A 13,378-nucleotide genomic window follows, 5' to 3' on the forward strand; every position below is an offset into this window, starting at 1 on the left:
GAAGACAACATGGAAATACTTTGGTGGCAGATTTTATTATTAACCTTGTATGCAGGGTATCAAATCCTAGATGAAATCCAAATTTATTCATCTTTAAGCCAACCTGTATTTGCGGGATTAATCGCCGGTTTGATTATGGGCGATGTGACAACAGGGTTGATTATCGGCGGTAGTATGCAATTAACGATTTTAGGTGTAGGGACATTCGGGGGTGCATCAAGAATTGATGCCAACTCTGGTACCTTACTTGCGGTCGCATTCTCAGTAGCACTTGGAATGAACCCGCAACAAGCTTTAGCAACATTGGCCGTGCCGGTTGCGAGCTTAATGATTCAAACAGATATTTTAGCACGTTTTGCTAACACATTCTTTGCGCATAGAATCGATGCGAAAATCGAATCATTTGATTACAAAGCAATTGAAAGAAACTATTTATACGGTATGATCCCTTGGTCATTATCAAGAATGATTCCAGTATTCTTAGCATTAGCTTTTGGTGGCGGCGTAGTTAAAGCCGTTGTAAATTACTTGAACTCAGATTTGAAATGGTTAGGTGATGGTTTAACTGTTGCCGGTGCCGTTTTACCAGCTGTAGGTTTCGCAATCCTTTTACGTTATCTACCTATTAAAAAACATTTCCCATACTTCATTTTAGGTTTCGTATTAACAGCGTTATTCGTAACTGTATTTGATGGTATGACTGGACTTGGTACAGCAGTAGCTGGCTTAGATAAACACTTCGGTATTAAATTCACTGGTTTATCAATGTTAGGTATCGCATTGATCGGTTTCGCGTTTGCCGCAATTGAATACAAACGTACATCAGAAAGCCGTCCAGTACCGCAGTATGGTGGCGCAGCTCAGAATAATAACAGCGAAGGAGAGATTGAGGATGACGAACTCTAATAATCAAAACGGCACATCTTATAAATTAACCAAAAAAGATTTTAATCAAATCAATCGCCGTAGCTTATTTGCCTATCAATTAGGGTGGAACTATGAACGTATGCAAGCCTCTGGTTATTTGTATACTATCCTTCCGCAATTAAGAAAGATTTATGGCGACGGCACACCAGAACTTAAAGAAATGATGAAAACTCATACACAATTCTTTAACACAAGTAACTTCTTCAATACCATCATCATGGGTATTGATATCGCAATGGAAGAGAAAGAAAAAGTAAAAGCTAAAGACTCAGTACAAGGTTTGAAAGTTGGTTTAATGGGACCATTCGCCGCAATCGGTGACTCAATCTTTGCCTCATTAATCCCGACAATCTTCGGTGCTTTAGCTGCCAACATGGCAATCAACGGTAACCCGATCGGCGCATTTATCTGGTTAGCAGCTCAAATCGCCGTTATGGTATTCAGATGGAAACAATTAGAATTCGCGTATAAAGAAGGGGTATCCCTTGTTACGACAATGCAACACAGACTTGAGAACTTAACGAACGCAGCGACATTGCTCGGGGTCTTCATGGTCGGAGCTCTCGTCGCCACGATGATTAAAGTGAAGTTCGCTTGGATGCCGCACATCGGTAAATTGACAATTGATGTTCAAAACAATATCGATATGATCTTACCTAAATTATTACCACTTGGTATCGTATTAGCGATTTACTGGTTACTTGGACGCAATAAAATGAGTTCAACTAAAGCCATCTTTATCGTATTAGTGGTATCAATTATCTTATCTGCATTAGGCATTATCGGTAAAGCTTAATTCAAAGGTGGAAACAAAGAGATGAAAAAATTAATATTAATCAGTCATGGCGCATTTTGTGAAGGTTTAAAAGAAAGTGCAGAAATGATTTTAGGTGAACAACCTGATATCGTTCCTGTCCCGTTATTACCAGAAGAAAGTGCAGAAGACTTCCAAGCAAAATTACTTGCGGAAATGGCCAAAGAAGACGGCTTTACAGTCTTTGCGGATTTAATGGGCGGGACACCTGCCAATGTTGCGGCTAAATTATTAATGCAAGGTCAGCAGTTTGATTTATATGCTGGTATGAACTTGCCGATGATTGTCGCATATGTAAATGGTGAACTCTTAGGAGAAGCACAAGATATCGTTGGAAAAACGAAAGAGTATATTGTGAAAGTAAACGATTTATTATTATAGATTACGAATAAGAAGGTAGAAACATGTCAGAATATGTAATTAGCAACGCTAAGATTTACAGTGAAGATCAAGTGATTGAATCAGGATATGTCCATATTAAAGACGGTAAAATTGAAGCAGTCGAAAGTGGTGTGTATACAGGCCCGCTTACTCAACATGATGCGGAAGGTAAAATTTTACTTCCAGGATTTATAGATATTCATATCCACGGTGGATATGGCAATGATGCGATGGATGCATCTGTTGAAGGGTTGCAACACTTAGCTGAGAATTTACTAAGCGAAGGGACTACTTCTTTCTTAGCGACAACAATGACACAATCTGAAGAAAATATTAATAAAGCGTTAGAATCAATTGTTGCGTATAAAGCAACACAAAACAGCTATAATGCTGCGGAAATTGTCGGTATCCATTTAGAAGGACCGTTTATTTCAGAACATAAAATCGGTGCACAAAATCCAGCCTACGTGCAACAACCAAGTGTTGAGAAACTGAAACATTTCCAAGAAACAGCAGATCATAATATCAAAATTCTCACTTTCGCTCCCGAAGTGGAAGGTGCTGATGTTATGTTAGAAGCATTTAAAGATGAGATTATCTTCTCTATCGGCCATACGACAGCAGACTTCGACCAAGTCAATGCCGCTGTAGCCAAAGGCGCAAAACACATTACTCATCTATACAATGCAGGTACACCATTCTTACACCGTGCCCCTGGTGATTTCGGTGCTGCCTGGACGAATGATGATTTAAGTACAGAATTGATTGTAGACGGTGTACACTCTCATCCGGCATCTATTAAAATTGCCTATAAAATGAAAGGTAATGAACACTTTTATGTGATTACAGATGCGATGCGCGCGAAAGGTATGTCAGAAGGCGAATACGACCTTGGCGGCCAAACTGTCGTAGTGAAAGGAAAAGAAGCAAGATTAAAAACAGGTTCTCTTGCGGGTAGTATATTAAGAATGAATCAAGGACTTAAAAACCTACTTGATTTTACAGGTGACACTTTAGAAAACGCATGGAGAACAACGAGTTTGAACCAAGCGAAAGCACTCAAAATAGATAATCAAAAAGGCAGTATCAAACCAGGCAAAGATGCAGACCTCATTTTAGTAGATGAAGACATCAACGTTTTGACTGCCATTAAAAAAGGAAAAATCCATTCCTTTAGTTAAAAAATAATCCAATAAAACCCCAACCCCCTAGTGAATATAAGATGATTCATCAACAATCATCACAGTACCCGGTTCCTAAGTAGTCATAGGAGCCGGGTTTATTGTATTTTGTAAATGTAAGCCTTTACATTTATGCTAGGATACATTAAAATAAGAATCAGTTTTAACTTAAACGTTTAAGGAAGTAATCAATATGAACAATAATCCAACACTTCACGACGTCGCAAAAGCAGCAGGTGTTTCTGTAGCAACCGTTTCAAATGTGATGAATGGTAAAAAAGGACAAGTCAGCGAAAAAACGAAAGCGAAAGTAGAAGCAGCTGTTGAGTCGCTAGGTTATCAACCAAATACGTATGCCCGTCAGTTAAAAAGCGGCCAGAGTAACTTAGTTGCCTTTATTGTCCCTGACCAAAACCCATTCTTTACGGATATTTTGAACGGTTTAACTACAGTGTGTTTAGAACACAACTTGCAAGTGATTGTGATTTCGTCAGAAGAAAGTGAACAACGACAAAATGAATTGATAGATTTATTTGTGAAACAACGTGTCAATGCGATTGTGTTAGCACCTGTTTCGTCGCACCTGACATTAAAAGATGAATGGAAAAAGACACCAATTGTGACAGTAGACAGAACGATAGAAGCGAGTGATGTGCCAAGTGTCACGGTGAATAACCAAGCAGCTGGTTATCAAGCAACTAAACACTTATTGGAATTAGGCCACGCGTCTATTGCGATTTTACTGGCAAATCCTAATATCAGTACAACTACCCATAGACAAGCAGGATATGAACAAGCGTTAATGGATAACCAGTTAACAGTTGATGCGCGTTTAATGAGTTTTAGTGATGATAAATTGGGGACTGAGGCTCAGATAAGAAGCGGGTATCTTGCGACTAAGCAATGGCTGACTTCAAAAGATGCGCCAAGTGCGTTAATCGCAACGAACTATTTATTGATGATCGGTGCGTTACAAGCCTTTAAAGAACTGGATATTCAAATCGGCAAAGACATTTCATTTATCGGTTTTGATAATAGTCATTGGAACGAAATTTATTCACCAGCCATTACGGTCGTAGAACAACCAGCAAGTAAACTCGGTGAATGTGCAGCACAATTAATCATTGAAATGAACAACGATGAACCTGCAACTTCGGTAGAGTTATCAACGCATTTAGCCATAAGAGCATCGTGCGCTAAGAAAAATGAACGCTAGTTCGTTCTTTTTTCTTAACGTCAAACTTAAACGTTTAAGTTAGTTATAAATGAGGGGGAAATCTATAATGACGATAGAGAAAAATAGAAAGTTATGGATGGGAATACCAACAGTTGTATTCTTAGGTATTATCGCAATCTTTATTTTTATGACAGGAGACGGTATTGAACAAGCCTTCTTGTCTAAATACATCGTAGATATTGGATTCAGCAAAAGCCAAGCATCATTAGTCTTTGCGGTATATGGTGTGATGGTAGTAGTGGGTTCATGGTTAGCGGCAGTCTTATCTGACGTATATGGACCAAGAAAAGTAATGACAAGCGGTGTTGTATTATGGATTGTCTTCCATGTACTCTTCTTGACGTTTGGTTTGCAAGTTGAAAATTACAACATGATGTTATTGATGTACGGTATCAGAGGTATCGCATACCCATTATTCTTATACGGTTTCTTAGTATGGGTGACATACATTACAAATAAAGCACGACTTGCGACAGCAATCGGTTGGTTCTGGGCGATGTTCTCAGTAGGTATGGGTGTCGTAGGTTCATACTTACCAAGTTTCACAATTCCATATATGGGCTTCATGGGAACACTATGGCTATCTATCGTATGGATTATGATTGGCGGTATTATTGCTTATATCGCAGTAGGTAAAGACAATGTGAAACCTAACGCAGATTTAGCAGTAAGTGATCGTTATAAGAAGGTGCTTAAAGATATCGGTGTGGTTTATAAGAACCCTGAAATTATTAAAGTATTCATTGTAAGAATTATTAACCAACTATCACTCTTTGGATTAGTGATTATCTTCCCAGTTTTATTTACAGATGAAATCGGCTTTACGATGCAACAATGGTTATGGATCTGGGGTACAATGCACGTCACTTGTATTGTTGGTGACGTATTCTGGGGTATTACTGCAGACAAAATCGGTTGGAAACGCCAAGTCATGTGGTTCGGTTGTGTCGGTTGCGGTATCACAACACTGACATTCTATTACTTACCGATGATTAGCGGAGACGTATTCTTGATCGGCGTATTATGTGCTGTGTTATTCGGTATTACACAATCAGCATTCGTTCCGATTTTCGCGATTTTCACAGCGTTAGAACCAAATCATATCGGTGCGACATTATCTTCACATAACTTAGCAGCTGGTTTAAGTAACTTCTTACCATCTGTGATTGCGACAGTATTATTACCAGTCTTCAATGAAATCGGTGTGGTATGGGCATTCGCATTATTATACTTCTTTGGTGCCGTATTGACGTACTTCATCAAAGTACATCAACCAGGATTAAAAGAAAAACCACGTAAAGTAATCCAACCTAAACCGGATAATGTAAATATTTAAAAAGGCAGATGAAACATATTGAAACCACTTGTTTTAGGTATAGATTTAGGAACAAGCTCAGTTAAAGTGATTGCGGTTGACCAACAAGGTTCGATTGTGACATCAAGCAGTGAACCTATCAGTATTTCACAACCGCAAAATGGTTATAGTGAACAAAACCCAGATGAATGGGTACAAGCAACAAAACAAGCAATTCAAACACTGACAGATCAGTTAGACGACAGTCAGTACCAAATAGAAGGCATGTCTTTCTCAGGCCAAATGCATGGCTTAGTGTTATTAGACAAAGACAATCATCCTATTCGCCCGGCAATCTTATGGAACGATACTAGAAATACTGAACAATGTGATGAAATTAAAGCACAGTTCGGAGATAAATTACTGGGCAATCCTATTCTAGAAGGCTTCACGTTACCAAAATTATTATGGGTGAAAGCACATGAACCACAACACTTTGAGAAAGCTGAAACATTTATTCTTCCAAAGGATTATGTCAGATATGCATTAACTGGCAAGGTTCAAATGGAGAAATCTGATGCATCCGGTACACTGCTTTACAACAGTGAAAGTGAAGCGTGGGATAAGGAAACGAGCAAGTATTATGAGCTTACACATTTACTTCCGGAACTCGTTAATTCAACAGATGTAGTGGGTGAAGTAACTGAAACAGTTGCACAGGAATTAAACTTACCAACTTCAACAAAAGTGATAGCGGGTGGTGCTGACGGTGCACTCGGTGCCGGTATTATCGGTGAAGGAGACGCGATGTGCAGTATCGGTACGTCTGGTGTAGTACTCGTTTGTCAGAAAGATTATAGTGATTATCAAAACAACATTCACTACTTTAAACATGTCACACCGGATATCTCTTATGCGATGGGGGTTACACTTGCTGCAGGCTTCAGTTTAGACTGGTATAAACGTAATTTCTATGCAGAACAAAGTTTTGAAGACATTACGAAAGATGCGGAAAGTTCATCACCAGGTGCGAATGGTTTAGTATTCACGTCATACTTAATGGGAGAACGTACACCACATGGCGATGCAAAAATTCGTGGCAGCTTTATCGGTATCAGTGGTAAACAAACACGTGCAGATTTCTCACGTGCAGTGATTGAAGGCATCACGTATTCGCTTTATGAATCATTAGATTATATCAGACAGTTTTATCCAGCGATCCACACCATCACTTCAATTGGCGGCGGCGCTAAAAGTGATTTCTGGTTACAACTTCAAGCAGATGTCTTTAACTTAGAAGTGAAGAAATTAAAACACGAAGAAGGACCAAGTATGGGTGCAGCAATTCTAGCTGCATATGGTGTTGGTTGGTTCGATTCATTAAAAGACTGTGTTGAAACCTTTATTCAGTACGACACGACTTTCAAACCAAACACACAAAAACATGAAACTTATGAACGTTACTTCAAAGTGTATCAAGACGTTTATCGAAATACGAAACAGATGACAGCGGATCTGTTATCAATTCAACAAAATCACGGGGGTTATACAGATGACAAATAATATTCCTGAAAAAATGCAGATAGCTTTATTAAATAAACCATTCGATATTGAAATTAAAGAAGTCGATGTACCTAAATTAGGACCGAAGGAAGTCTTAGTTAAAATGATGGCAGTGGGTGTTTGCGGTTCTGACGTCCATTACTATGAACATGGTAAAATCGGTGATTTCATTGTCAAAGAACCATTAATCTTAGGTCACGAATGTGCCGGTATGGTTGCGGCAGTTGGTGAAGATGTGACGAAGTTTTCAGTAGGTGACAGAGTCGCGGTAGAACCAGGTGTACCTTGTGGTAAATGTGAACAATGTCAAAAAGGGCAATACAACTTATGTCAAGATGTTGAGTTTCTAGCAACACCACCGATTGATGGTGCATTCGCACAGTACATTGCACATCCAGAAGACTTCTTATTCCCAATTCCAGATTCATTATCTTATGAACAAGCATCATTAAACGAACCATTCTCAGTAGGTATTCAAGCTTGTAAACGTGCAGGTGTTCAACCAGGTTCAACAGTCGTGATTACAGGCATGGGTCCAGTTGGTTTAATGGCGGTTGTGGCAGCTAAAGCATTTGGTGCGACACGTATTATCGTAACTGACTTAGCAGATATTCGTTTAGAAGAAGCGTTAAAACTTGGTGCGACTGAAACAATTAATATCTCTAAAGAAGATCCAGTAGAACGTATCCAAGAAATTACAAACGGTAAAGGTGCAGACTATGCCTTTGAAACAGCAGGTCATCCAGCAGCACTACAATCAGCTGTACAATCTCTAGCAGTAGGCGGCAGCTTATCTATCGTTGGTCTACCACAACAAGAGGAAATTGCGTTAAACATTCCATTCATTGGTAACCGTGAATTAAATATCTATGGTGTTTTCCGTTACGCAAACACTTATCCAATGGGTATTGAAATGTTAAACAATACAGACGCAGATTTAGACTCAATGTTCACAGATTCATATGAGCTTAAAGATACAAAAGCAGCATTAGAAAGAGCACTCAACAACAAACAAGGTTCATTAAAAGTGATGGTTTATCCTAACGGTTTCTTAGACTAATATAAAGATTAAATAGCCTCGTCCAAAAAACGGACGAGGCTATTTTTATATCTATCTATCTTCATCATTATTCTTCGCAAAAAACCTTAATATTACTGCCAACACTAATAATACTATAGTTACAACAGCTTTAATGAATGTGCTGATAGGCAAGAATAAAACAATCAAAATTATAACGAATCCTATGAGATAAAGTGTTTCTTTCTTTTTGGTATTCAAGTGGCATTCACCTCAGTAGTTTTATTTTTCAAAGATAGGTGCACAGGCGCCTACAATTGTTGCGATACCGAAGAAATCTAATAAAGCTTCTTTAACATCTGGTCCAGCCGCTTTTGCAGCTTGTGCTGCGGCGTTCTTAACAGCGCTTTGTTTACTATGACCAAGTTTTCTTAACTGTTTATATGCTCCAGACATCTTCTTAACAAACGTTAATGTGCCCCCGGCAGCTTTTAAAGCAGACTTTACTTTTGCGATTTTAGCAGGTGTAAAATTAGTGACAAGTGCATATCCTATTGCTCCTGTACAAGCTGCATAATTACTGACACTTGCTCCGTAAGTTTGAACACCTACTCCTTGTTCATTTAAGTAGTTTTCAATTGCGGGTTTTCCTTCATTAATAACAGAGTCTGGCATGTGTTCAATAGCAGATAATGTCCTAGTTAAACCTTCCATATCTAATTCTTCATTAGTATAAAAGCTTGAGGATTCGTTTTCACTAGATATTTATTCAACAGCATCTATATAAGTTTGACTTGTTACACTGAATAATACAGTTAAAGCAGAAAGTGAGAAAGCAACTTTTTTAAAATTCATGGTTAGGCCTCCGTTTATTAGCAAACATCCCTAACATCCCATTCCAATAATATCACTTAAATAATATCACTTAAATAATAACAATATATATATTTACTATTTATTCAATAAAAATTAACATAAATATATAATGTAAATATCGACTTTTAACATAAAAAATTGAAGGAGTAGTAAGAATTGTTGTCAGTTAGCAGAGAGAGCCAGCTACTTTATTAGAAATCATTATATTATAGGGCATGAACCTTTAATAGAAATGCTAAATTTTTAAACTGAAACATTATTTCTTGTTTTTTTGTAAATAATATATCAAAACGTTTGATATTGTGTAATACTAAAAAAGAAGATTAGTGTTTAGGAGATGGTATAAATGGTAGAAATTATTTCAGCAATCATCGGGGCTATTACAACATGTGTCATTACAATTTATGGTATTAATTTGCAGTTTGAAAAACAAAAGCGAGAACAAGAAGTGGCTTATGGAAATGATTTAGTCAGTATGCTAGATATTTTGGTGTTTCAAGTAGCCAAAATAAGAAATAACCAACTTACATTTGATATGTCGAATTTAAATAGACAAACGACTAATGAAATATTAAGTGAGGTTGCAGATGATTATAATGCGTATGATATGCATCTACAAAACTTGATCTTAATGATGAGTCATCATATAGACGAATCTAATAAAGATATACAAGAAATTATGAAAATTAATCAAGATTTAGTTGATAAATATAGAAAATTTGATAAGAGTGCCAAAATATATAAAAATCAATACGATCAACCAAGCTGCGACAAAAATATAGTTGTAAGATCAAAAATCAATTTAGATGTAACTGTTGGAGAGTTCATTGATGGTATAACTAAATTTGGTTTAGAGCGATATAGTCATAAGCTTTATAGACCTGCATTGATAAAGGTATTAGATAAAAATGATGGCGATAAATATAAGCAATATAACGCAAAGAAATATGATAAAGAATAAAAACTGATAACATAAAAAATACCGTATAAAGTTTTCACTTTTTAAGTGTCTGCTTTATACGGTGTTTTTCAAAATGTTAAATCATTGCCTTTCATTTACTCTGCTTTCTTCCGCTTCTTCACCATCTTCATTATCAATGGATATGTTAATGAAAGTACTGTCATAATCGTCAACACAATACTGATCGGTGACCCGAAGAAAATATCGAACACATTATTATTGCTGGTAATTAAGCTTTTACGGAAGTTCTGTTCCATATCTGATCCGACAATAGCTGCCAAGATGAGCGGAGCCATCGGGAAGTCTAAAAGTTTTAAACCTAAACCTAATAAACCAAAGATTAATAAAATATAGAAATCTACAACACTATAACCTAAAGTGTATGTACCTAAGTAAGCTAACACTAAAATAATTGGATAAAGTACTTTAGGCGGTGTACGTAAAATCTTAAGTAACACACCTATGAGTGCGATGTTGATAATCACTAAGAAAATATTACCGATAAACATACTGTTAATAAGTGTCCAAATGGTTTCTGGTTCATTTTCAAAAAGTAAGGGACCAGGTTGTAAACCTAACATAATAACTGCACCTAAAATAACAGCGGTTGTTCCTGAACCAGGTACACCCATCGTAAGTAATGGAATCAGTGCACCGACTGAAGCAGCGTTGTTAGACGCCTCAGGTGCCGCAACCCCCTCAATCGCACCTTTACCAAAGTCTTTACCATTCTTGTTCACTTGCCGCTCAGTAGAGTAACTCAACATAGAAGCGATAGAACCACCAGCACCTGGTAAGACACCAATGACGAATCCAATTGGACTTTGTCTTAACATAGTCCACCATGTCCGCTTCCAATCCGTCTTAGTCAACTTCATTGATCCTAATTTCGCATCAGGCGGCTTCAATGCTTCTAGATGCATATAGTTATACAGCACTTCTGCCACCGCATAGACACCGATAATCACAACTAAGAAGTTAATCCCTTCACTTAGGTGTGGAATGTCGAAGGTGAAGCGGTAAACGCTTGTTTGTAAATCGACGCCGACTGTACTGACCATGAGTCCAATCGCAGTAGCGATAAAACCTTTGACCATTTTACCGATAGATAATGAGACAATCGTCGATAATGTAAATAAGAATAATACAAAGTATTCACGTGGTCCGAATTGAAGTGAGAAATCTGATAGTGGTTTGGCGAGTACAATAAACCCGACAACTGCCACAATACCACCGATGAGTGAAGCGACTGCGGAAATCGTTAAAGCTTTGCCCGCTTCCCTATTTTTAGTCATAGGATATCCATCGAAAGTAGCCGCAATCGCAGAACCATCACCTGGTGTATTCAGTAAAATGGAACTACGCGATCCCCCATACATCGCGCCATAATAAATCGCAATCATTAAAATTAAGGCACTGACAGGTTCCATACCGAATGTCACAGGAATTAATACTGCGACTGCGGTTGCTGGACCTAACCCCGGCAGCATGCCTACAATTGTCCCTAAAAATCCGCCGATTAACACCCATAATAAATTCATAGGATGAAAGGCAGTTGTGAGACCTTCTAAGAACGTATTGATATCTCCCATATTGCTCCCCCTTGTCTTATGGTAAACTCACATCTAATAATTGAGAGAAGGTATACCATGTAATCCCTGAAAATACGAGCGCCACAATGATATTTTGAAGCCAGTGTTTCACCCCATTGATTAAAAACAAGACGCCTCCTAAGAAGAGGATTGTTGAAATCAAGAAACCTAAGCGTTCAAAAATCAATGCGTAAATAATAATCATTGCTACTGTTGCGCCTAAGCGTATTAAGGTTTTCTTTTGAAGTAACAAGTCTAGAATTTCAAAATGCTCATGTCTTTTTTTATATTCTTGGAAGAAATAAATCACACTCATCACAATCAATAACACTGAAATGAGCAGTGGAAAGTACATTGGACTGTTTGGATCACCAATGCGTGAACGTTGTACATTCAGCGTTAAAACTAAATAGATGATGCCTAATAACGTAAGTAAAATAGGCGGCATTAAACGAGCCATACAATTCCCCCTTAGAAACCAGCATCTTTAATCAGCTGATCATATTTTTTGCGTTGCTCTTTTAAGAATTTTTCAGATTCAGCACTATCTTTATAGAAGTTATCCCAATCATTGTTTTTGCGTAATTCTTGCCATTGTTTAGAATGTACGACTTTACGCATGGTCTTATCCCAATAAGCACGTTCTTCTTTTGTCATATCTTTCGTCCCCATGACACCGCGCCAATGAGGGAACACCATATCGACACCTTGTTCTTGCCAAGTCGGCACATCCTTAATGCCTTCAAGTCGTTCATCAGATGACACTGCTAACATTTTCAGTTTATGTACTTGATGTTGCTCTTTAACTTCTGATACTGCTGTAGAAGCGACATCTACATGACCGCCAAGTAGGGCAGTTTGTAAATCTCCGCCACTCTTATACACTAAGAAATCAAGTTTATCGACATCTACACCGTATTGCTTCGCTGCTTGTACGAATGCAAGGTGGTCGTTATTTCCTAAACCAGGTGCGACACCGATTGTCAGTGATTTTGGATCTTTCTTGAGCTTTTCCATCACTTCTTTACCAGAGTTCAAATTAGATTTATTTGATGCGGTTAAACTAATCCATTCAGTCGCAAGAATCGCAATAGGAGTGAAGTCATCATCTCCAAGGTCACTTAACCCTAATTCTTTATTAGACAGTAATAGACTTGAGTTAATGGCGATTGTATTTGGTGAACGTGATTTTAAGTATTGCCAACCGACTTCACCGCCGCCTCCAGGCTTATTCACAACTGTAATGTTTTGATTTGTCAGCTTTTCATCTAACATGACTTTCTGAATTGCGCGTGCAGTGGTGTCCCAGCCACCGCCTGGTGAAGCGGGTGCTATAATCTCAACAGTTTCATCAGGAAACGTATTGGATTTTGCGGTTTTCTTATCATCAGATTTACCGCAGCTCGCTAAAATAACTGTCATGGCTAACACGAAGTACCCCAATCTTCGCATAAAAATCCCCCTTTGTTTAAAAATATTCAATTTTACGATAATTTATCACAATTTTCAAAATTTAACAATGATTGTTAGATGT

General features: G+C 37.8%; 13 protein-coding genes. 9 read left to right on the forward strand and 4 right to left on the reverse strand.

What is annotated here, in order from left to right; translation table 11 throughout:
* Window positions 1–9: 9 nt before the first annotated feature.
* From CD112_RS09120 to gutB, 8 genes are all read left to right on the forward strand, one after another.
* Window positions 10–906, forward strand: a complete 897-nt coding sequence (locus CD112_RS09120) for a PTS mannose/fructose/sorbose/N-acetylgalactosamine transporter subunit IIC (RefSeq protein ID WP_002480158.1) — start codon at window positions 10–12, stop codon at window positions 904–906.
* Window positions 893–1,723, forward strand: a complete 831-nt coding sequence (locus CD112_RS09125; protein ID WP_023014770.1) for a PTS system mannose/fructose/sorbose family transporter subunit IID — start codon at window positions 893–895, stop codon at window positions 1,721–1,723. The genes CD112_RS09120 and CD112_RS09125 overlap by 14 nt, the downstream gene beginning before the upstream one ends.
* Before the next feature lie 21 nt (window positions 1,724–1,744).
* A complete protein-coding gene (locus tag CD112_RS09130; RefSeq protein ID WP_002480156.1) occupies window positions 1,745–2,122 on the forward strand; it encodes a PTS sugar transporter subunit IIA in 378 nt (125 codons plus the stop codon).
* A gap of 23 nt (window positions 2,123–2,145) precedes the next feature.
* Complete coding sequence (gene nagA / locus CD112_RS09135; RefSeq protein ID WP_070462965.1) at window positions 2,146–3,303, forward strand: N-acetylglucosamine-6-phosphate deacetylase; 1,158 nt, start codon at window positions 2,146–2,148, stop codon at window positions 3,301–3,303.
* 193 nt (window positions 3,304–3,496) lie between these two features.
* On the forward strand, window positions 3,497–4,519 hold the full coding sequence (locus tag CD112_RS09140) for a LacI family DNA-binding transcriptional regulator (RefSeq protein ID WP_070462962.1): 1,023 nt from the start codon (window positions 3,497–3,499) through the stop codon (window positions 4,517–4,519).
* A 67-nt stretch (window positions 4,520–4,586) separates the two neighbouring features.
* Entirely contained in the window at window positions 4,587–5,876 is a 1,290-nt protein-coding gene (locus CD112_RS09145; RefSeq protein WP_002480153.1) for an MFS transporter, read from the forward strand.
* Between the two features lie 15 nt (window positions 5,877–5,891).
* Entirely contained in the window at window positions 5,892–7,397 is a 1,506-nt protein-coding gene (gene xylB / locus CD112_RS09150; protein ID WP_174165804.1) for a xylulokinase, read from the forward strand.
* Window positions 7,387–8,457, forward strand: coding sequence for a sorbitol/xylitol/iditol dehydrogenase GutB (gutB, locus tag CD112_RS09155; RefSeq protein WP_070462956.1), 1,071 nt, complete (start codon window positions 7,387–7,389; stop codon window positions 8,455–8,457). The genes xylB and gutB overlap by 11 nt, the downstream gene beginning before the upstream one ends.
* A gap of 240 nt (window positions 8,458–8,697) precedes the next feature.
* On the opposite strand, the gene CD112_RS09160 is transcribed toward gutB, so the two are convergent.
* A complete protein-coding gene (locus CD112_RS09160; protein ID WP_103364201.1) occupies window positions 8,698–9,129 on the reverse strand; it encodes a hypothetical protein in 432 nt (143 codons plus the stop codon).
* Between the two features lie 508 nt (window positions 9,130–9,637).
* On the opposite strand from CD112_RS09160, the gene CD112_RS09165 reads away from it, so the two are divergent.
* A complete protein-coding gene (locus tag CD112_RS09165; RefSeq protein ID WP_103364202.1) occupies window positions 9,638–10,252 on the forward strand; it encodes a type I secretion system protein in 615 nt (204 codons plus the stop codon).
* Between the two features lie 95 nt (window positions 10,253–10,347).
* On the opposite strand, the gene CD112_RS09170 is transcribed toward CD112_RS09165, so the two are convergent.
* From CD112_RS09170 to CD112_RS09180, 3 genes are read right to left on the reverse strand one after another with little or no spacing between them, the layout of a single operon-like run.
* Window positions 10,348–11,844: a tripartite tricarboxylate transporter permease gene (locus tag CD112_RS09170; protein ID WP_103364203.1), complete on the reverse strand. Its 1,497-nt coding sequence runs from the start codon at window positions 11,842–11,844 to the stop codon at window positions 10,348–10,350.
* Between the two features lie 16 nt (window positions 11,845–11,860).
* Window positions 11,861–12,304, reverse strand: a complete 444-nt coding sequence (locus tag CD112_RS09175) for a tripartite tricarboxylate transporter TctB family protein (protein WP_060804726.1) — start codon at window positions 12,302–12,304, stop codon at window positions 11,861–11,863.
* An 11-nt stretch (window positions 12,305–12,315) separates the two neighbouring features.
* Window positions 12,316–13,296, reverse strand: a complete 981-nt coding sequence (locus CD112_RS09180; protein WP_002480146.1) for a tripartite tricarboxylate transporter substrate binding protein — start codon at window positions 13,294–13,296, stop codon at window positions 12,316–12,318.
* Between the last annotated feature and the right edge of the window lie 82 nt (window positions 13,297–13,378).

This window comes from Staphylococcus simulans (assembly GCF_002902285.1).
In the GTDB taxonomy this organism is placed as follows: domain Bacteria; phylum Bacillota; class Bacilli; order Staphylococcales; family Staphylococcaceae; genus Staphylococcus; species Staphylococcus simulans.